The organism is Streptomyces sp. NPDC045998 (assembly GCF_056430285.1).
Genome location: NZ_JBWKLJ010000010.1, coordinates 185,632 through 206,519 on the forward strand (window position 1 = coordinate 185,632; position 20,888 = coordinate 206,519).

Sequence of the window (20,888 nt, forward strand, 5' to 3'; positions counted from 1 at the left end):
GCCGTGGCACTGGGGGGAGGTGAGAGAGGGGAGGTGGCCGTGGCGTCACCGGGGCTGCTGGAGCATGTGGGGTTGGTGGGGCTGGTGGAGTTAGTGGGGTTGATAGGGGCGTGTGAGGCGCTCGGGTCGCCGGGGCTGTGTGAGGCGGCGGTGTCGCGCGGGGCCGGCGAGCCGCCCGAGGTGTCCGCGCCGGCCGGGGCGGGCGACCCGCCGGAACCGCCGGAACCGCCGGAGCCCGGCACGGCAGGCGCCCCAGCGGAGCCACCGGAGCGAGCGGAGCCGGCCGGGGCGGGCGCCCCTCCCTCGCCGTCGGCCCCGCTCGAGCCCGGCGCGACGGCGGGGCCGCCCGAGTCACCCGAGCCGCCCGGTCCACCGGCGGCGCCCGAGCCGCCCGGCGTCTGCCGGAAGGGCCGGGGTGGCCAGTGGAGCAGTTCCGACCGCTGAGCCCTCTCGGACCGCCCCGCGGAACGCCCCTCGGACCGTCCCGCCGAACCCTCCGGCCCCTCCGGCCCCTCCGCCCCCCGCGACCGCTCACGAGCACGCTGCGACCTCTGTGCCCGCTGCGCCCACCTGCTCCGGGTCCGCGCGGTTCCGTCCTCCGCCGCCTCGTCCCGCGCCCGGGCGTGGCCCGGTTCCGGAGGCCGCTCGGCCGGTGGCGGCGGCTCGTACAGCGGGGTCGTCCCCGTCACCAGGTAGGTCCGCAGCAACCGCTCCGCCTCCGCCACGCCGATCCTGCGCTCCGGGTCGCGCTCCAGTAGCCCGCGTACCAGCGGCATCAGCGGTCCGGCCGCCGCCGGGTGCCGGACCTCCTCCTCCACGACCGCGTGCAGCACCCCGCCCAACGAGTCGCGATGGAAGGGCGACTGGCCGGTCAGCGCCGCGCACAGCAACGCGCCCAGCGACCACAGGTCCGTCTCGGGCCCCGCCTGCGCGCCCTGCATCCGCTCCGGAGCGGTGTACTCGGGGGAGCCGACGAACATCCCCGCCTCCGTGAGCGTCGTCGCCCCCGCGAGGTGCGCGATGCCGAAGTCGGTGAGGACGACCCGCCCGGTGCCGTCCTCCAGCAGGACGTTGGCGGGCTTGAGGTCGCGGTGCAGCACCCCGAGCGCGTGCGCGGCGCGCAGCGCGCCCAGCAGCGCGAGGCCGATGCGCGCCGCCTCGGGCGGGTCGACGGGGCCGCGTACCGCGAGCAGTTCGGCGAGCGAGAGTCCCTCGACGAGCTCCATCACGATGTACGGGGTGCCGTCCTCCTCGACCACGTCGTGAACGCAGATGACGTTCGGGTGGTGGACGCGGGCGACGGCGCGCGCCTCACGCAGCGAGGAGTGGGGGGTGGCGCCGGCGTCGACGTGGATCTCCTTGACGGCCACCCGGCGGCCGAGGAGTTCGTCGTACGCCCGCCAGACGGTCCCCATGCCACCGCGGCCGAGCCGGGATTCCAAACGGTAACGATCGGCGATCCGCCGCTGCTGCCCCAGTCCGGACACGGCACATCCCCTCTGCTCGCGCCGAGGTCACTCCTCGGCGGGACGCCAGCCGCGCAGCACGATGTCGAACTGCTTCCGAGTGGTCGCCCAGTCCTCGGCCGGGGACGACATGTACAGCGCGTACTCGGTTCCGTCGTCCGCGTAGTACACCTGGTCGATCGCGCGTCGCTCCCCCGCGTGGTCCTTGGTCTCCACCCAGGTGAACTCCCACAGACAGGATTCCAGTTGATCACGGAACGTGTTCGTTTGCAGCTGCTTCCGTGCATACTGTGGCAGCCGTTTCCGCAGGCTCTTCTCGATGTCGCTCATGTGCAGGCACGGCGTCTCGAAGTCCGGCGCCGGGTCCTTGCTGATCCGGATGAGGTGGCGGCCGTTGTCAGGGGTGTAGTCGATCTGGTCCCCCTCCATGCGCCGCTCCCAACCCTCGGGCACAAAAAGGCTGAAACCTTCCGGGTCCTTGACGCGTTCCCAGCCGTCCGGGACGGCCGTCGGCAGCGCGCGGTCGGGGCGGCTGCCGCCGTCGTCCCCGTACCGCGTCACGGCGAAGCCGGCGGCGCTGCCGACGACGGCGGCGAGGACGACGACGAGGGCGGCCGCACGCCAACGGCGTCCGGCGCCGCTATCCGCGACCGCGGTGGTGGCGGCTGCGCTTTCCCGGGCGGTCTTCGGGGCGGGCGCGGACGAGGCGGAACCGGCTGACCCAGAGGAGCCGGAGGCCCCAGAGGCCCCAAAGGCCCTAGAGGACCCAGCGGTCCCCGAGGACCCAGCGGCCCCAGACGTCGCGGAGGCCCCAGACGTCGCGGAGGACCCGGAGGGCCCGGAGGTCTCCTCACCCGGCCGCCCGTCCACCTTGGTGGGCGCGTCGTCCCGGTTCGCCGTCGCCGCGGCGCGGTCCGCCTCGTCGACGCGCCGCGTCGGCACGTACGCCTGGGCGGCGGCCGGGGTGCGGCCCTCCATGGCCTCCAGCAGCATCCGTTCGGTCTCGGCGGCGTCGGGGCGGTCCGCCGGGTCCTTGCGCAGCAGCGCGGTGATGACGGGGGCGAGCGGTCCGGCGTGCTCGGCGGGCGGCTGCTCCTCCGTCACGACGGCCTGCATGGTGCTGATGGGGGAAGAGCGACGGAAGGGCGAGGCGCCCTCGACCGCCGCGTACAGCGTGGCGCCCAGCGACCACAGGTCGGAGGCCGGGCCGGGGGAACCGCCCCGTACCCGCTCGGGCGCCAGGTAGTCGATGGAGCCGACGAGTTCCCCGGTACGGGTGATGGTCGCGTCGCCCTCGATGGCGGCGATCCCGAAGTCGGTGAGCAGCACGCGGCCGTCGCGGGCCAGCAGGACGTTGCCGGGCTTGACGTCCCGGTGGAGCACTCCGGCGGCGTGGGCGGCACGCAGCGCATTCACCACGTGCATGCCGATACGGGCCGCCTCACGCGCTTCGATACGGCGGTTTTCGGCCTCCTTGGCGGCGTCGGCGAGGGAGGGCCCGTCGACGTACTGCATCACGATCCAGGGCCGGTCGTCGTGCTCCAGGACGTCGTGGACGGTGACGACGCCGGGGTGGCTGATGCGGGCGGCGGCGCGTGCTTCCTTCTGCGTACGGGCGTGGAGGACGATCCGGTCCGCCTCCGACGCGTAACGGCCCGCCGTCAGTTCCTTGACGGCGACGGTCCTGTGGAGGAGCTCGTCATGGGCCCGCCATACCTTGCCCATGCCACCGCGGCCGATGGATTCGGCCAATCTGTAACGCCCGGCCAGTACCAGACCCTTGGCCGTTTCCCCAGAGTGTTCCACTTGCCCCCGCCCATTGCTCAGGAGGCCAAGATTACGGAGGGTGGCGGCCGGCGGGGAACCTCGGGGCCACCACGGAGACCGCACCGTGATGCGTGCGGCGGCCGTGCCGGTGCCCGGTGGGGCTCAGCGGGTGGCGCGGTAGGCGGTGACGGCCTGTTCGTAGACCTCGTTGACCTTGTCGCGCTGGCCGTCCGGGCCGATGACCTGGATGACGTGGTAGCGGTCGCCGACGATGAGGGCGAGGTTGCGGACGTACACCTCACGGTTGTTGGCGTCCCGCCAGGTGAACTGGCCCTCCGCCATGACCTGCTGTCCGACGTCGACGCGGCGCATACCGGTGACGGAGGACCAGGAGGAGTCCCGCCAGGGCTGCAGCTCGCGCTCCTTGGTCCGCTGGTACTCCATCGGGTCGGCACCGTTGGCCCGGAGGGTGTCGCGGCCGGGGACGACGATCAGGGTGTAGTCCCCGTTCGTGTAGCGCACTTGACCGACGTCGTTGATGGGGCTGCGGCGCCAGTCCTTGGGGACGCCTATGCGGAAGCCCTCGGGGTCCTCCCGGAGCGTGTAGCCGGCGGCGAGGGCGGGGGTGGTCGGGGTGACGGCGTTGGGAGAGGGGGCGGGGGTGGTGGGGGTCGGCGTGGGCGTGGGCGCCGGCTGCCCGGTCTGACCGTCCTGCCGGGGCGCGGTGGGCCGGGGCGCCGCACCCTGCTGCCGCTCCTGGGGCTCGGCCTTGGGCATGAACAGCAGGGCGTACGCGATGGCGGCCGCGAGCGCGGCCAGGATGAGCAGCAGGAGGGTACGGCCGAGCGCACGTGGGCGCCGGGCGCCGTCCTGGTGCCCCTGGGGCGCTCTCGCCGGGCGCGGCTCGCGGGTCGCCGCCCTGGGCTTCTTGTGGCGGTGGCGGCCGTGGCCCGCCTGCTCGACCGTGCCCGCGCGGCCGCGGCGCCTGCGGACGAGCTCGCCGCGTCGGCGTACGACCGGCAGGCGCGCGCTGTCGACCGGGACGGACGGCATGGGGACGACGCCGACGCCCGCGTCGGGCTCGGGCGCGGAGCGGATGAGCGAGCGCAGCCAGCCGCGCAGCTCCTCGAAGTCGGGGCGTTCGGTGGGGTCCTGGCGCAGCAGCGACTCGACGACCGGGCGCAGCGGGCCGCACTCCTCCGCGTACGCGGGCGGTTCGGCGCACACCAGCTGCACCAGCTCGGCGGCGCTCTCCTCGGGGTACGGGGCATGCCCCTGGACCGCGCGGTAGAGCAGCGCCCCGAGCGCCCACAGGTCGGTGGCGGGGCCGATGGGCGGGGCCAGCTGCCAGGTCCCGTGGACGGGCCCGGCCTGCTCGGGCGCCCACCGCTCGGTCACGGCCCCGACGACGGCGATCCGGGCCTGTCGGGCGCGCTCGGCGGCGAGGGGGGTGGCCGGGCCCCGGTAGGGGGTGTCGGGGCGGCTGCCCGCGACGACGTCGTCCCAGCGGCCGGCGGGCGCGGAGGCGTGCCCGGGCTCCGGCTGGAGCCCGGGTACGGGCTCGGGCCGCACGGGCTCCTGCGAGGACCGGGGCACGGGCACGCGGCCACCGCCGGCCGGTACGGGTCCGGTGGCGCCGGGGCCGTCGTGCCAGGTGCCCGTCAGCAGGGCGCGCGGCGCCTCGCCGCCGTACGCGTCGTGGTCTTCGAGGTCGTCGAGCTCGTCGAGGTCCTCGTCGTACAGCGCCGCATGGGCCTGGTGGGGCTCGTAGCCGGGCGGCAGCGTGCCGCCGGGGGGCAACGCGACGGCACCGGCCTCGTGGGCGCGGCTCGCGGCGGCCGCCCCGGCCCGGTACGCGGCGATGGCCCCGGCGCGCACGGCACGCGGGTCCGCCGTGGAGGCGCCGGCCGGGTCCACGCCGTACGGCCGCGTGCCGTACGGCAGCCCGGGCTCGCCACCTGGAGTCGGCCCGGGGGCTTCCGGCGCGTCCGCGCGCTCCGTTTCGTCGTCGTGCTCGTCGTCCTCGTCGTCCGGTACGGGGACCGGCGCGTACCCGCACAGGGCCTCTTCGGCGGCGCCGGCCGCCAGGCCCGTCAGGACGACGCGCCCGTCGTCGCAGACCAGCACCGTACGCGCGGTGATGTTGCGGTGGACCCAGCCGTGCGCGTGCAGGGCGCGCAGCGCGGTGAGCACGTCCGAGGCGATCTCGGCCGCCCGGTACGGGCTCAGCGGTTCCTCGGCGAGCAGCGCGGCCAGCGGACGGGCCGGCACGAGCTCGCTGACTATCCACAGGGAACCGGCCTCCGTGAACACGTCGAAGACCTGGTCCAGGCGCGGGTGGTCCGGGATCTGCGCCGCGGCCTGGGCGGCCTCGACGGCCCGCCGTACGGCAGGGTCACCGGGCCGCCGGGTGGCCCGGCCGGGCGCCCCGCGCCGCGGCGCCGCCGCGTACCCCGGCGGTGTGCCGCGGTCGTCGAGCACCTCGGCCTCGACGACCTCCGGCAACGGCAGTTGCCGGACCAGCACCTCCTGGCCGCTGTAGGTGTCGAAGGCGCGGGTCTCGACGAGGTCGTACTCGTCCGAGGGCGGCAAGGGCAGGCGGTAGCGGTCGGCGAGCACCCTCCCCGCGTAGTCCTCCACGACGCCTCCCCACGAGCGCGCTGTCCCCCGGTCCGCCAGGCCGTGCGGAACCGTCAAAACCGGTCAGTACCCGTACCGTTAACTACCCAATCGGCTTCGTACGGTCCTCGCGCTCTCACGATACGTGGCCCCGGTCAGTCCTTGGGGCGGAACGTCGCGAACGCCGTCTTGCGCAGCGTGGTGCACTCCGCTCCGTTCCACTCGCTGGACTTGCAGGTGATCATGATCGAGTAGCCGTGCTTGGCGTCGACCTTGAAGCCCCTGTTGAGCACCCATACCCGCTCACCGCCCTGATTGCGCTCGAACTGCCAGTCGGCGGCGGTGGGGTAGCCGTTGTAGTCGACCTTCTCGATGCCGTGGTGCTTGTAGCCGTTGCTGGTGGCCGAGACGGCGCCCACGGCCGCGGCCCAGGCGCTGGCGGCGTCGTCCTTGGGGCTGGCGTTGAAGTCGACCTGGACGCGCGGGAACCCGCCGTTCGCGCTGAATATCCCGCCGGAGTTCTGCCCGGCTATGCCCGTCATGCGGAAGGTGGAGGGCATGGCCATGGAGAAGTGGAAGCGGTCGTTCGTGACCATGGTGTAGCCGGGCGGGAGGGCCGCGCCGTTGCCGGTCCCGCCGGTGGACTGGCCGGTGCCGGTGCTGGTGCCGGTTCCCGTGCTCGTACCGGTGCCGGTGCTCGTGCCGGTGTTCGTGCCGGTGCCGCCGCCCTGGGCGCCCTGGGTGGCGTCCTGGCCACCGGTGGCCGGCTGCTGTCCGCCCTGCCCCTTGCCGCCGTCCTCGCCCTTGTCCCCGCCGGTGGCCCCGGCGGACGCGGTCGTACCGCCCTGCGGCTTGCCCTGCCCGCCCGTGCCCTTCTCGTCGTCGCCGCCGAGCGCGAAGGCCAGCACGACGGCCACCACCGCGAGCACGGCCACGACCGCGATGACCACGAGCGTGCGGCGCGGCACCACGTCGGTGAGCGGCGCCCGCACCGGTGCCTGCGGCCTCTGCTCCGCCGTCGGCCCGGGCCGGGGCGCGGGCTCCGGCTTGGTCGCCGCGTTGCGTACGGAGCGCAGCGCCCCGCGCATCCGCTCGGCCGCCGCGTCGGCCGCCTCCTTGCCCTTCGCCGCGGCCGAGGGCGCGGGCGGCAGCGGCACCACGCGGGTGGCCTCCGGCGACGGCTCCGGGGCCGGCGGCGCCACCGGCGGCTCGGGCGTGTGGATCACGTCGTTGAGCAGCACCCGCGCGCCCGCGTCGTCGAGCCGCTTCTCGGGGTCCTTGTGCAGGAGGCCGTAGATGACCTCCTCCAGCCGGCCCGCGTTCTTCGGCGGGTCGAGCTGCTCGGTCATCACGGCGGTCAGCGTCGCGATGGCGGAGCCCTTGTCGTACGGCGGGCAGCCCTCCACGCACGCGTACAGCAGGCCGCCGAGCGACCACATGTCCGCCGCGGGGCCCGGCTTGTGGCCACGGGCGCGCTCGGGCGAGATGTACGAGGGGGCGCCGACGAGCATGCCCGTCGAGGTGATGGACGGGTCCCCTTCGACCTGGGCGATGCCGAAGTCGGTGAGGACGACGCGCCCGTCGTCGGCGATGAGCACGTTGGACGGCTTCACGTCGCGGTGGAGGATGCCCTCGCGGTGCGCGGAGCGCAGGACGTCGAGGATGGCGAGGCCGACCTCGGCCGCGCGCTTCGGCGTGAGCACGCCGTCCTCGCGGATGACGTCGGCGAGCGACTTGCCCTCGATGAGTTCCATGACGATCCAGGGGCGGTCGTCCTCGTCGACGACGTCGTAGACCGTCACCGCGCCGTTGTTGCGGATCCGCGCGATGGCCTTGGCCTCGCGCAGGGTGCGCGTGATGAGGCGGCGCTTCTCCTCCTCGTCGATGCTGTTGGGGAAACGCAGCTCCTTGACGGCGACGGTCCGGCCGAGGGTCTCGTCGACGGCCCGCCAGACGGTGCCCATGCCGCCGCGGCCGAGCACGACACCGAGCCGGTACCGGCCGGCCAGGAGGCGGCCCTCGGCCGTCTTGGCGACCGTACCCGCCGAGCGTCCGGCCGCCGCGCCGGGCGTGCGGCCTGCCGCCTCGCCGGAGGCGGAGGTGCCCTTCTTGTCCGCGCCACCGGGCTGCCGGGCTCCCGGCACCGACGGCTTGCGTGCGGCGGCCGCGGACGCCGGGGGCTCGGCCGCGGACGCGGACGCTCCGCCCGGTTCCGCCGGCTTGTCGGCCCGCGAGGGCTCCGAGGGCTCCGAGCCCTCCGAGCGCTCCGAGGACCGCGCGGGCCGGGAAGGCCCGGTGGGCTTGGCGTCGTCGTCCGCCGCGCCCGACCGTGCGGCGGGGACCGCCGCCCGGGCCTCGGACGCGGTACCGCTCTTCACCCGCGCCGCTCCGGATTCCGCTTCCGCTTCGGCTCCGGCTTCCGCTTGGGCGGTTCCATTCCGCTTCACGTCCTGTCCGACGCCCGACTCCACGGCCGCACCCTTGCCCGTCTCGACACCCGGCTTCACGTCCGGCCCGTCCTTCGCTCCGGCCCCCGGACCGGCCTCCGGACCGGCCTCCGGACCGTCATCCGACCCACCGCTCCGGCTCTTTCCCGCACCGTCGCCGACCGCGCCGCCTTCGGCCACACCGTCGTCGACCGCGCCGTCGGCCCGGCCGTCGACGGTGCCTCCGGCCTGCCCGTCATCCGGCTTGACGTCCGCTTCGGCGCCCGGCTTCGCTTCGTCCCGCTGAGGTTTCCGCGCCGCGCCCCGCGACTGCTCCGCTTCCGACATGCGTCCCCTCTGCGATCCCTGATCCTCGCCCGCGCCTGCCGCTTCCCGCGCGATGCGGTAACCCGCCCTGGAAGAGCGTCCATTGTCCCTCACTCCGGGACCGGCGGTTCTTCCGGGTCCGCCGTGCGTCAGGATGGCCCCGGAGGAAGGGACCCGGACCATGCCAACGCCCTGGAAGCGAAGCGCCGTCGTCGTGGCGGCGGTCCTGCTCGCGCTGGGCGCGCGGCCCCTTTCCCCGGAGCCGGAGCCCGTGCCCGACTCCCCCGTCCTGCAGCGGTTCGTGTCGGAAGGTCACGCGCCCGCCGCCGCCCTGTTGTCCGCTTCACCGCGCTCCTCCCGTTTCCAGGCCACTGGTCCGGACATCGACCGTGCGGACCACTTCCGCGCGGGCAGCATCACCAAGACGTTCATCGCGACGGTGGTCCTCCAGCTCGGCGCCGAGCGGCGGTTGCGCCTGGACGACCCGGTGGCACGCCATCTGCCCGGACTGCTGCCCGGCCCTCTGGGCCGCCGCGTCACCCTGCGCGCCCTGCTGACGCACACCAGCGGCATCCCGGACTACGCCACCGCCGCGGGCCCCGCACCGGCCCGCCCGGCGGACGCCGTCCGCAACGCCCTGGCCCGCCCACCGCGACCACCGGGCTCGTACGCGTACTCGAACACCAACTACGCGCTGCTGGGCATGGTCGTCGAGCGGGTCACCGGCCGCTCCTACGCGGACGAGACCCGGCGCCGCATCATCAACCCCCTTCGCCTCACAGGCACCTCGTTCCCCGGCGCCCGGACCGCACTCCCCGCCCCGCACGGCCGCGCGTACGACGCGCGGGGCCATGACGTGACCGCCCTCGACGCGCGCCACGCGGGCGCGGCCGGCGAGCTGATCAGCACGCTCGACGACCTGAACCGCTTCTACGCCGCCCTCCTCGGCGGCCGCCTGCTCCCCTCACCCCAACTGCGCGAACTGCTCGACACCCGCCCGTCCCACGGGGCGTACGGCATGGGCGTCTATCCGGTCACCCTGTCCTGCGGCACCACCGTGTGGGGACACAACGGGCACATCACCGGGAGTTACGTCCGTACCGCCGCGACCACAGACGGTCGACGCACCCTCACCTTCCGGGTCAACACGGACACGCTCGCGGCCGGAACACTTCCCGCCCTGGAACCGGCGCTCCTGGAGTCCGAGTTCTGCGCGCGCCCGCCGGTCGACCGCCGGGCCGGCTAAAGCCTGATCCGGAAAACAGGCCCTAGATCGGCACGATGTCCGGCGCGCCGAGCCGTGCCGCGTCCGCCGTCAGGTCGTCCGGCTGCCGCTGCGACTCGCGCTCCGCCTCGACCCGCTTGTCGTAGTGCTCCACCTCCTTGTCGACGTGGTCCCGGTCCCAGCCGAGCACCGGCGCCATCAGCTCCGCGCACTCCCGCGCGCTCCGCGTGCCCCGGTCGAAGGTCTCGATGGAGATCCGGGTCCGCCGGGTCAGCACGTCGTCCAGGTGCCGCGCCCCCTCGTGCGACGCCGCGTAGACGATCTCGGCACGCAGGTAGTCGTCGGCCGCCGCCAGCGGCGCGCCGAGCGAGGGATCGGCGGCTATCAGTTCCAGCACCTCCTCCACCAGGGAGCCGTACCGGTTCAACAGGTGCTCCACGCGCGCCACGTGAAGGCCCGTCCGGGCCGCGATGCGCGCCCGCGCGTTCCACAGCGCGCGGTAGCCCTCGGCGCCGAGCAGTGGCACGTCCTCGGTGACGCAGGCCGCCACCCGCGTGTCGAGGGCGTGCACCGCCTCGTCGACGGCGTCCTTGGCCATCACGCGGTACGTCGTGTACTTGCCGCCCGCCACGACGACCAGGCCCGGCACCGGGTGCGCCACCGTGTGCTCGCGCGACAGCTTGCTCGTGGCGTCCGACTCGCCGGCCAGCAGCGGCCGCAGCCCGGCGTACACGCCCTCCACGTCGTCCCGGGTGAGCGGCACCGCCAGCACGCTGTTGACGTGCTCCAGCAGGTAGTCGATGTCGGCGCTGGAGGCCGCGGGGTGCGCCTTGTCGAGGTCCCAGCCGGTGTCGGTGGTGCCGATGATCCAGTGGCGGCCCCAGGGGATCACGAAGAGCACGGACTTCTCCGTGCGCAGGATCAGCCCGGTGCTCGAGTGGATCCGGTCCTTGGGCACGACGAGGTGGATGCCCTTCGACGCCCGTACGTGGAACTGCCCCCTCTCCCCGATCAGCGCCTGGGTGTCGTCCGTCCACACGCCCGTGGCGTTGACGATCTGCTTGGCGCGGACCTCGTACTCCCCGCCCGCTTCCACGTCCCGCACCCGGGCACCGACGACGCGCTCCCCCTCGCGCAGGAACCCGACGACCCGGGCCCGGCTGGCGACCCGGGCGCCGTAGCTCGCGGCCGTCCGCACCAGGGTGGTGACGAAGCGGGCGTCGTCCATCTGGGCGTCGTAGTACTGCAACGCGCCCACCAGGGCGTCCTTGCGCAGCGCCGGCGCCACCCGCAGCGCGTGCCGCCGCGTCAGGTGCCGGTGTACGGGCAGCCCGCGCCCATGCCCGGACGAGACCGACATCGCGTCGTACAGCGCGACGCCCGACCCGGCGTAGAGCCGCTCCCAGCCCTTGTGCTTCAGCGGGTAGAGGAAGGGCACCGGCTTGACCAGGTGCGGTGCGAGCCGCTCCAGCAGCAGCCCGCGCTCCTTCAGCGCCTCGCGGACGAGCGCGAAGTCCAGCATCTCGAGATAGCGCAGCCCGCCGTGGATGAGCTTGCTGGAGCGGCTCGACGTGCCGGACGCCCAGTCGCGCGCCTCCACCAGCCCGGTCGCGAGCCCGCGGGTCGCCGCGTCCAGGGCGGTCCCGGCGCCGACCACTCCGCCGCCGACCACCAGCACGTCCAGCTCACCCTCGGCCATGCCCGCCAGCGCCTCGGCGCGCTCCGCGGGTCCCAGTGTCGCTGTCCTCACCGCTGCCTCCCGTCGTCCCCCCGTGTGGTCGGGCCCACAGCTTCGATTCTGTCCCCGCGCTCCGACTTCAGCCACCGCCTGTGGACAACACTCGGACGTCCAAACGCTGGCAATGCCACATAACGGTCATATTTACGCCTAGTCTGACATTGCTCCCGCTCGTTCTGTCCACAGGACTTGCACAACGCGTCCACTCCGGCTACGGGAAAGGACGGCATCACCCATGCCCGCAGACCTCGCCGTCATCGGCCTCGGCCACCTCGGACTGCCCCTCGCCCAAGCCGCCACAGCAGCCGGTATCGGCACCATCGGCTTCGACACCGATCCCCGCCCCGTCGCGGAACTCGCCGCCGGCCGCCCCCCGGTCGACGGCTCGCTGACCGCGTCCGAGATCCGCCGGATGCTCTCGGGGGGCTTCCGGCCCACCACCAACCCCACCGAGCTCGGCCGGGTCCGCACCGCCGTCATCTGCGCGCCCACCCCGCTCGGCGCCGACCAGGCCCTGGACCTGACCGCCGTCACCGGCGCCGCCCGCGCCCTGGCCGCCCGGCTGCGCCCGCACACCACCGTCCTGCTGGAATCCCCGGTGCACCCCGGCACCACCGAGGACGTCCTGCGCCCGCTGCTCGAAGAGGGCTCCGGGCTGCGAGCCGGCCGCGACTTCCACCTGGCGTACTCGCCCGGCCGCCTCGACCCCGGCAACCGCGCGCACGACTACGCCCACATCCCCAAGGTCATCGGTGGCCTCACCCCCGCCTGCACCGAGTCGGCCGCCGCCTTCTACGGCCGCCTCACCGACAAGGTCGTCCGCGCCCGCGGGCCGCGCGAGGCGGAGACCGTCAAACTGCTGGAGACCAACTTCCGCCACGTCAACATCGCCCTGGTCAACGAGATGGCCGTCCTCTGCCACGACCTCGGCGTCGACCTGTGGGACGTCATCCGGTGCGCCGAGACCAAGCCCTTCGGCTTCCAGGCCTTCCGCCCGGGCCCCGGAGTCGGCGGCCACGGCACACCCGTCGACACCATCGGCCCCCACCGGCCGCTGCGCCTGGTCGAACTGGCGACGCGCATCAACGAACGGATGCCGCAGTACGTCATCCAGCGCTGCGCCACTCTCCTCAACGAGCACGGCAAGTCGGCGCGCGGCGCGCGCGTGCTGCTGCTCGGCATCACGTACAAGCCGGACCTGGCCGACCAGGAGGGCTCCCCCGCCACCGAGATCGCCCGCCGCCTGATGGACATGGGGGCGGTGGTCAGCTACCACGACCCGTACGTGGCCGACTGGCGCGTCCGCGACCTGCCGGTGCCCCGCGCGGACTCGCTCTACGAGGCGGCCGCCGCCGCGGACCTGACGATCCTGCTCCAGCACCACCGTACGTACGACCTCCAGGGGCTGGCGGTGAAGGCCCAGCTCCTCCTGGACACCCGCGGGGTCACCCCGGTGGGGGCGGCACACCGCCTCTGAGTGGCACCTGTTGGGCCGAACGGGTGACGGCCGAACAGGGCCGCCCCACCTGACACCCCGCGTAACGAAGACCTCACGGCCAATCCGTACAACTTTTCCCCAACGTGGTCCGTCTGAGTGCAAGATGCGGGAAAGGCTTGCGCGCATACCGGAGGGGGGTCCTCGCACATGAAACGCCGTACCGTGCTCGTCGGCGGCGCCGGCGCCGCCGGCACGCTCGCCGGAGTGGCGGCCTTCAGCACCTCCCGGGCCCCCGCGGCGAAGGACTTACGGCCGCAGAGCGACCTGACGGGCCGGGACCCGGCGGCCACCCCCGCCGCCCGCGCCGTCTACGGCTTATTAGCCGCCCTGGAGGCCGACGCGCGGGCAGGCCGCCCCAGGGGCACGGTCATCGGCCAGCACGTCGAGCTCCACAACGAGCGGTACAACCCGCGCTACGGCGACCACCAGGGCGTCAAACCCGCCGGGTACTACTACCGCAAGCCCCGCGACATCACCGGCGAACTGCCCGGTTTCGTCGAAGTGGACCTCGGACCGGGCTATCAGGAGGCCGACTGGGGCGTCGGCGAGCCCCGCTCCTACTCGCGCGCCGCCTGGCCCGCGCGCCGCGCCCACTGGACGTACACGAACGACGCCGTCGACCTCGCCATGGGCGTCTGGCACGGCCTCCCCCGCACCCCCGACGGCTCCTACAACCGGGACGGCAGGGAGCGCCGGTGGGACGGCACCCGCGGCGCCCTGCCCCACAACGGCGGAGCACCCGCCGGACTGGTCGGGATGTCCTTCCACCAGCCGTGGCCCGGCAGCCCGGTCAAGAGCTTCGACCACACCATGCGGCGCACCTCCCCGGCCGCCCGCGACGCGGGCTGGATCGACCGGGTGATCACCCCCGGCACCGCCGAACACCGGGACCTGCTGCTCGACCTCTCCTTCCTCGCGGACCACCTCGGCTACCTCGCCGCCCATGACGTCCCCGTACTGCTGCGCCCGTACCACGAGATGAACGCGCTCGGCGAGGACCGCGGCTTCTGGTGGTCGGGGCTGCGCCCGGAGCAGTACGCCGCGCTGTGGCGCACGCTCCACGACTACCTGGTGGGCTCCCGCGGCCTGCACAACCTGATCTTCGTCTGGGCGCCGTCCGCGTGGGACGGGGTCCACGGCAGCGAGCCGTGGGACCACTTCCCCGGGGCCGAGTACGTCGACGTGGTGGGCGTCGACGACTACAGCGGCACCCCGGACCAGCCCTTCGGCCCGGGCCCCTGGACCAGCAGGTGGCACCGGGACCTCGCCCGATACGGCAAGCCGCGCGTGCTCGCGGAGTCCTTCCACGTGCCCCTGGGCGTGCGCCGGCGCGACACGCTGCGGGACGCGCCCTGGGTGTTGTGGACGGTCTGGGGGGACGGCCTGACCGCCCGGAACGCGCCGGAGGACGTCAAGGCGACGTACGGCGCACCGTCGGTGCTCACCGGCGGCAGCGGCGGCCCCGTCGACTGGGGGGCACTGCACCGCCGCTGACCGAACGGCACGACACGACGCCACACGAGACCGCACGACTCTGCACGGCACAGCACAGCACAGCACAGCACGAGACCGCACGGCACAGCACGACACGTCAGGACACACGAGTTCGGCCGGGGTGACCACTCCGGGCCGGGGGACGAACGGGAGTCACGTGACCGCCTCACTGTTACGGGAACAGCGGCAACAGCCCCTGCCGCGCGCGTACCGCGCGGCCGCCTGGACGGCCCTCGCCTGGGCGGGCGTCCTGCTGGTCTGGGCCGCCTACAACTGCTTCTGGCAGGTGGGCCCCGCGGAGTTCCTGCAGGGCGTCTTCTACTACGGATTCAACGACGGTTCGGGCCGCGCCGAGACGTTCAACCTCAACTGGGCGGTCGTCTACCTGGCGGCGGGGCTGCTGATCCTGCAGGGCAACGCCCTGGGGCGCGGACTGGCCGTCGGGGTGGCCCTGGTGGAGGGCTACAACCGGCTGCGCAGCCTCACCGGTGCGCTCCTGGACGACCAGCAGAGCGACTGGTTCACGGGCACCCTCGAGGGCCAGCTGAAGCTGGTCACGTTCGCGGCGGGCTTCCTGGTCACCGCGGCGCTCACCGTCCTCCTCGTCCGGGGGCGGGAGCCGCACCAGCCGTGGCAGCCACCGGCCAACCCGTGGACCCAGCAGGCCCAGGCCGCCCAGCAGGCCGCCCAGCAGTCGGCTCAGCAGTCGGCTCCGCACTCGGTTCAGCAGTCCGCCCAGGCGTACCCGCAGCAGGGCCCTCCGCAGGCCGCGCCGCAGCCGTACACCCCCGGACCCCCGCCCGCGCCGCACACCCCGCAGCCGTACGGGAACGCCGTACCGCCCGTACCGCCGGGCTGGCCGCAGCAGGACGCGCGGCAGGGGCCGCCACAGGGCCCGCCCTACGGCGCACCGCGGCCGCCGCAGCCGCCGCAGCCGCCGCAGCGGTGACTCCGTAGCGAGCCCGTAGGGCCCCCGTCCCCTCCCGTCCCGTCCCGTCACGCATGCAACGCACCGGAGAGAGACCCTTCCTCATGTCTTCGACCGCCGTACGCAGCGCGGTGACCCCGTCCCGCCTCGACGCCCGGATGGCGAAGCGGCATGCCAAGTGGAAACCGAGCGTCCTGGCATTCCTGCTTCCCTTCCTCTGCCTGCTCGCCTTCGGCCTGTGGGTCTTCGAACCGAACCCCTCCCCGCTCGGCTGGACCCTCTCGGTCATCTGGTCGCTGCCGGCCATCGGCGTGATGGTCGGCTTCCAGGGCGTCCTGCTCATCCGCCGCCGGGTGCGCCGCGCCCATGAGATGACCCCGCCGGCGCCCGTGGAGCAGGACTCCCTGATCGTGCTGGTCCCGACCATCGGCCGCCACGACACCTACCCGGCCCTGGAGAGGTCGGTCCTCAGCTACGTCGAGCACCTCCCGGCGTACTTCCCGCACCTGCGGGTCGACGTGCTGACCGAGGAGGGCTGCGAGGCCGCCGCCCGCATCGACGCGCTCGCCGCCTCCCACCCGCTCATCCGGGTCGTCACGGTCCCCAAGGCGTACGAGACGCCCAACGGCACCCGCTTCAAGGCACGGGCCAACCACTACGCGCACGAGCTGCGGATCGGCGAGGGCGAGGCGCTCGACGACGTGTGGGTCCTGCACATGGACGACGACACCGGGGTGGGCCCGGACACGGCGGCGGCCCTCGCCCAGTTCGTCAACCGCCAGCGGCGCGCCGGCGACCAGGCCAAGCACATGGCGCAGGGCATCCTGGCGTACCCGCGTGAGAACGCCGTCAACCGGTTCACCTGGCTCGCCGACGCCGTCCGCCCCGCCGACGACATCGCACGGTTCCGGGCCTTCACCGGTCTCGGCACCCCCGTCGCCGGCGTCCACGGGGAGCTGCTGCTGTTACGCGCCTCCATAGAGGCGACCATCGGCTGGGACTTCGGCCCGAAGGCGATCGTGGAGGACGCGCAGCTGGCGCTGACCTTCTGCCGTACGTACCCCGGCCGCAGCGACTGGTTCAACGGCCGCTGCTACGGCGCTTCGCCCGCGACCACGCGGGACTTCGTCAAGCAGCGGGAGCGGTGGGCGTGGGGGCTGGTGGCGCTCTGCTTCAACCGGACCATACCGCTGCGCTACCGCTGGTTCCTGATGCTGTGCATGGTCAGCTGGGTCCTCGGCCCGCTCCAGCACGTGGCGACGGTGCTCTTCGTGGCCTGGCTGGTCGGGGACTTCAACACCTCTCCGGTCACCCAGTCCGTGGTGGTGATGTGGTCGCTGAGCTTCGCCTATGTGATCTGGACGTACTGGGAGGGGCTGCGGCTCAACGCCCTGGTCTCGTTCAACGGCAAGCGCGCCTGGTGGGAGCCGTTCGCGGTGCTGGCGCTCATCCCGGTCTTCTCGGTGATGGAGGGACTCGGCGGCCTGCGCGGGCTCATCAAGTTCCTCCGTCGCGAGGAGAACAAGTTCGTCGTCATCGCCAAGCCCGCATAGCGTTCGGAAACCCAGATGAGCCCCATGAGACCCATGAGTCGCACGAATGCCGTGAGTTCCTCGAGCCCCGCACCACGGAAGCAGCGTTCCAGGATCCCCCTCCTCGCCGTGTTCCCGGTGACGGTGACCGTTCTGGTCGTCGGCGCGCCCCTCGTGGTGGGTGACCACCCGGTGCGCTGGGAGGCCGGCGACCCGGTCCCCAGGATCGTGGTCGGCGACGACTCCGCACCACCGTCCGTACGGCCCGAGCCGCCCTCCTCCCGGGACGGGGCCCGGAAGAACACCTCCCCCGCGCGCGTGGCCCGGCCGTGGCGGCCCGGCATGCCGCAGTGGGGCGTCCAGGTCTACTGGGAGGACAAGGCGTCCCACAGCGACGCGTACATCGCCGCGAAGGCCGCCGAACAGGCCGACTACCTCGTGGGCCTGAAGGCCAACTCGGTGGCCGTCTCCTTCCCGCTCTACACGGAGGGGCGTACGTCCAGCGTGCTGAAGGCGGGCGTCCACACGCCGAGCCCGGGGCATCTGGCCATCGTCCTGGAGACCTTCCGCAAGGCGGGCCTGCGCACCACGGTCCGCCCCCTCCTGGACGAGAAGTCGCTGGACCCGCCCGAGGGCTGGCGGGGCAACATCGCCCCGTCGAGCCGCTCGGCCTGGTTCGCCTCGTACGAGCGCTTCCTGGGCCCCTACCTGGACGTGGCGGAGGGCGAGAAGGCGGCGACGTTCGTCATCGGCACGGAGCTGAACTCCATGGAGGGCGCGCAGGGCTGGAAGGCCCTGGTGGAGTCGGCCGAGAAGCGGTTCTCGGGGGAGATCTCGTACGACGCCAACTGGGACAGTTACGTAGCCGGGCGGGTCGACGTGCCGGTCACCCACCTCGGCGTCGACGCGTACTTCCCCGTGAAGGTGTCCGACGACGCGTCCGTCGAGCAGCTGGCCGCCGGCTGGAACACCTGGCTGGACAAGAAGGCCGAGGGCCCCCTGCCCCGCGTGGTGCTGACCGAGGCGGGCATCGCCGCGATGGACGGCGCGTACCACGCCCCCGGCGACTTCTACACCACGCGTGAGGTCAACACGGCCGTCCAGGCCAACTGGTACACGGCCGTCTGCCGGGTGGTCCGGGAACGCCGGATGGGCGGCGTCTACTGGTGGTCGGTCTACTTCGACGACGACCCGAGGACCCCGCCGACGGACGAGGAGTCCCGGCTGAACTTCGCCGGCCGCGCGAAGACGGAGGAAGCCATCCGTTCGTGCTTCGGCTCCGCCTATCCCGGCCCAGGGACCGGGACCGGGAGCGGCACCGGGACCGGGACCGGCAGCGGCACCGGGACCGGCGCCGGAACCCGTGCCGGTCCGGACACCACCCCCGCACCATGACCCTTCGGAACAGCAGAAAGGGGTGAGCCCGCGATGAGTGAGGCCATCCTCCTGGTCGGCGGCAAGGGCACGCGATTACGGCCCCTGACCACCCACACCCCCAAGCCCCTCCTGAGGGTCGCGGGCGTCCCCCTCCTCACGCACCAGCTGGCCCGCGCGGCGGCCGCCGGAGTGACCCGGCTCGTCCTCGCCACGTCGTACCTCGCCGAGCTGTTCGAGGCGGAGTACGGCGACGGTTCCGCGCTCGGCCTGGAGCTGGTGTACGCGACGGAACCGGAGCCCCTGGGCACGGGCGGCGCCATCCGCAACGCCGCCGCGCTCCTGACGAGCGGCCCCCGGGAGCCGGTCTTCGTCTTCAACGGCGACATCCTCTCCGGCGTGGACCTCGCCGCCCACCTGTCCTCGGGGGCGGCCGTCACGCTGCACCTGACCCGGGTCGCGGACCCGCGCGCGTTCGGGCTCGTACCGACCGACGCGGAGGGGCGGGTGACGGCCTTCCTGGAGAAGCCCGGGCCGGAGGAGCGGATCACCACGGACCAGATCAACGCGGGCTGCTACGTCTTCACCCGCGCGGTGATCGACACGATCCCCACCGGGCGGGAGGTGTCGGTGGAACGGGAGACGTTTCCCGGCCTGCTCGCCGCCGGTGTCCCCCTGCACGGCGTGGTCGACTCCGGCTACTGGCTGGACCTGGGCACGCCGCAGGCCTTCGTACGGGGCTCCGCCGACCTGGTCACCGGCGCGGTCGCCTCGCCCGCGCTCCCGGGCCCGGCCGGTGACGCGCTCGTCCTGCCGGGCGCCCTGGTGGACCCGGCCGCGGTGCTCAGCGGCGGCACCGTGGTGTGCGAGGGGGCCGTCGTGGCGGCCGGGGCGGTCGTGGAGGGCAGCGTGCTGCTGCCGGGCGCCCGGATAGCCGGCGGCGCCCTGGTGCACCGCTCCGTGGTCGGCGAAGGCGCCTCGATCGGCGCGGGCACCACCCTGCGGGACACGGTCGTCGGCGCCCGCGCGGCCGTCGGCCCGGACAACGAGCTCGTCCCCGGGCTGCGGATCGGCTGCGGCGTCACGCTCCCGCCGGCCGCCATCCGCACCTCCGCGGCGCCGTCGCTCCTCTCCTAGGACCGCGCGGACAGGACCGTACGGACAAGCCGTCCGCGGAGAGGGCCGTACGCGGACGGGACCGTTACGCCGACGGGGCCCGCACCGGCGCTCGGTGCGGGCCCCGTCGCGCGAAGGCGCGTGGGAAGCGGTCAGCGGCTGTGCTGGGCGTCCGCGACCGTCACCTCGACGCGCTGGAACTCCTTGAGCTCGCTGTAGCCGGTCGTGGCCATCGCGCGGCGCAGGGCGCCGAAGAAGTTCATCGACCCGTCCGGGGAGTGCGAGGGACCGGTGAGGATCTCCTCCGTCGTGCCGACCGCACCGAGGTCGACCAGCTTGCCGCGCGGCACGTCCTCGTGGACGGCCTCCATGCCCCAGTGGCGGCCCTTGCCCGGCGCGTCCGTCGCGCGGGCCAGCGGGGAGCCGACCATCACCGCGTCGGCGCCGCACGCGATCGCCTTGGGCAGGTCGCCGGACCAGCCGACGCCGCCGTCCGCGATGACGTGGACGTACCGGCCGCCGGACTCGTCCATGTAGTCGCGGCGGGCGGCCGCGACGTCCGCGACGGCGGTCGCCATCGGGACCTGGATGCCCAGGACGTTGCGCGTGGTGTGCGCGGCGCCGCCGCCGAAGCCCACCAGGACGCCCGCCGCGCCCGTGCGCATCAGGTGCAGGGCGGCGGTGTAGGTGGCGCAGCCGCCGACGATGACCGGGACGTCCAGCTCGTAGATGAACTGCTTCAGGTTCAGCGGCTCGGCCGCGCCGGAGACGTGCTCGGCGGAGACGGTGGTGCCGCGGATGACGAAGAGGTCGACACCGGCGTCCACCACGGCCTTGGAGAACTGCGCCGTGCGCTGCGGGGAGAGCGCGGCCGCGGTGACCACGCCCGAGTCGCGCACCTCCTTGATGCGCCGCCCGATCAGCTCCTCCTGGATCGGGGCCGCGTAGATCTCCTGCAGACGGCGGGTCGCGGTCTCGCCCGGCAGCTCGGCGATCTCGTCGAGCAGCGGCTGCGGGTCCTCGTAGCGGGTCCACAGGCCCTCGAGGTTCAGGACGCCGAGGCCGCCGAGCCGCCCGATGCGGATGGCGGTCTCGGGCGAGACCACCGAGTCCATGGGGGCGGCCAGGAACGGCAGCTCGAAGCGGTAGGCGTCGATCTGCCAGGCGATCGAGACCTCCTTCGGGTCCCGGGTGCGCCGGCTCGGTACGACGGCGATGTCGTCGAACGCGTACGCCCTGCGGCCGCGCTTGCCGCGCCCGATCTCGATCTCAGTCACGATGTGTGGCCTTTCCCTCTACGTCTGCGCCTACCAGTATCCCCGACACACGCGGGAGGGGCGGTTCCGGCCGTATCCCGGAACCGCCCCTCCCGCGCGTA

At 73.6% G+C, this 20,888-nt stretch carries 12 protein-coding genes and 1 pseudogene; 7 read left to right on the top strand and 6 right to left on the bottom strand.

What is annotated here, in order from left to right:
• Nucleotides 1-626 precede the first annotated feature (626 nt).
• From AC07FJ_RS27555 to AC07FJ_RS27570, 4 genes and pseudogenes are all read right to left on the bottom strand, one after another.
• A pseudogene (locus AC07FJ_RS27555) lies at nt 627-1,415 on the bottom strand (serine/threonine-protein kinase); the annotation flags it as partial.
• Nucleotides 1,416-1,514: 99 nt separating this feature from the next.
• Nucleotides 1,515-3,272, bottom strand: coding sequence for a serine/threonine-protein kinase (locus AC07FJ_RS27560; RefSeq protein WP_479052005.1), 1,758 nt, complete (start codon nt 3,270-3,272; stop codon nt 1,515-1,517).
• Nucleotides 3,273-3,395: 123 nt separating this feature from the next.
• Complete coding sequence (locus AC07FJ_RS27565; RefSeq protein ID WP_479052006.1) at nt 3,396-5,873, bottom strand: protein kinase; 2,478 nt, start codon at nt 5,871-5,873, stop codon at nt 3,396-3,398.
• 134 nt (nt 5,874-6,007) lie between these two features.
• On the bottom strand, nt 6,008-8,626 hold the full coding sequence (locus tag AC07FJ_RS27570; RefSeq protein WP_479052007.1) for a serine/threonine-protein kinase: 2,619 nt from the start codon (nt 8,624-8,626) through the stop codon (nt 6,008-6,010).
• Between the two features lie 160 nt (nt 8,627-8,786).
• Here AC07FJ_RS27570 and AC07FJ_RS27575 point away from each other — a divergent pair, with 160 nt between their 5' ends.
• On the top strand, nt 8,787-9,851 hold the full coding sequence (locus tag AC07FJ_RS27575; protein ID WP_479052008.1) for a serine hydrolase domain-containing protein: 1,065 nt from the start codon (nt 8,787-8,789) through the stop codon (nt 9,849-9,851).
• A gap of 22 nt (nt 9,852-9,873) precedes the next feature.
• On the opposite strand, the gene AC07FJ_RS27580 is transcribed toward AC07FJ_RS27575, so the two are convergent.
• Nucleotides 9,874-11,580 carry a glycerol-3-phosphate dehydrogenase/oxidase gene (locus AC07FJ_RS27580; protein WP_479052009.1) on the bottom strand — a complete coding sequence of 569 codons (1,707 nt, stop codon included), beginning with the start codon at nt 11,578-11,580 and terminating at the stop codon, nt 9,874-9,876.
• Between the two features lie 223 nt (nt 11,581-11,803).
• Here AC07FJ_RS27580 and AC07FJ_RS27585 point away from each other — a divergent pair, with 223 nt between their 5' ends.
• The 6 genes from AC07FJ_RS27585 (at nt 11,804) to manB (ending at nt 19,531) form a co-directional block, all read left to right on the top strand.
• Complete coding sequence (locus tag AC07FJ_RS27585; RefSeq protein ID WP_361421208.1) at nt 11,804-13,045, top strand: nucleotide sugar dehydrogenase; 1,242 nt, start codon at nt 11,804-11,806, stop codon at nt 13,043-13,045.
• 168 nt (nt 13,046-13,213) lie between these two features.
• Complete coding sequence (locus AC07FJ_RS27590; RefSeq protein ID WP_479052010.1) at nt 13,214-14,560, top strand: glycoside hydrolase family 26 protein; 1,347 nt, start codon at nt 13,214-13,216, stop codon at nt 14,558-14,560.
• Between the two features lie 157 nt (nt 14,561-14,717).
• Complete coding sequence (locus AC07FJ_RS27595) at nt 14,718-15,509, top strand: hypothetical protein (protein WP_479052011.1); 792 nt, start codon at nt 14,718-14,720, stop codon at nt 15,507-15,509.
• Nucleotides 15,510-15,592: 83 nt separating this feature from the next.
• Nucleotides 15,593-17,041 carry a glycosyltransferase family 2 protein gene (locus AC07FJ_RS27600; protein ID WP_479052012.1) on the top strand — a complete coding sequence of 483 codons (1,449 nt, stop codon included), beginning with the start codon at nt 15,593-15,595 and terminating at the stop codon, nt 17,039-17,041.
• Nucleotides 17,042-17,158: 117 nt separating this feature from the next.
• Nucleotides 17,159-18,415: a glycoside hydrolase family 113 gene (locus AC07FJ_RS27605; RefSeq protein ID WP_479052013.1), complete on the top strand. Its 1,257-nt coding sequence runs from the start codon at nt 17,159-17,161 to the stop codon at nt 18,413-18,415.
• A gap of 33 nt (nt 18,416-18,448) precedes the next feature.
• Complete coding sequence (manB, locus tag AC07FJ_RS27610) at nt 18,449-19,531, top strand: mannose-1-phosphate guanylyltransferase (RefSeq protein WP_479052014.1); 1,083 nt, start codon at nt 18,449-18,451, stop codon at nt 19,529-19,531.
• Nucleotides 19,532-19,662: 131 nt separating this feature from the next.
• Here the strand turns inward: manB and AC07FJ_RS27615 are convergent, their stop codons facing one another.
• Complete coding sequence (locus AC07FJ_RS27615; RefSeq protein ID WP_479052015.1) at nt 19,663-20,787, bottom strand: GuaB3 family IMP dehydrogenase-related protein; 1,125 nt, start codon at nt 20,785-20,787, stop codon at nt 19,663-19,665.
• Between the last annotated feature and the right edge of the window lie 101 nt (nt 20,788-20,888).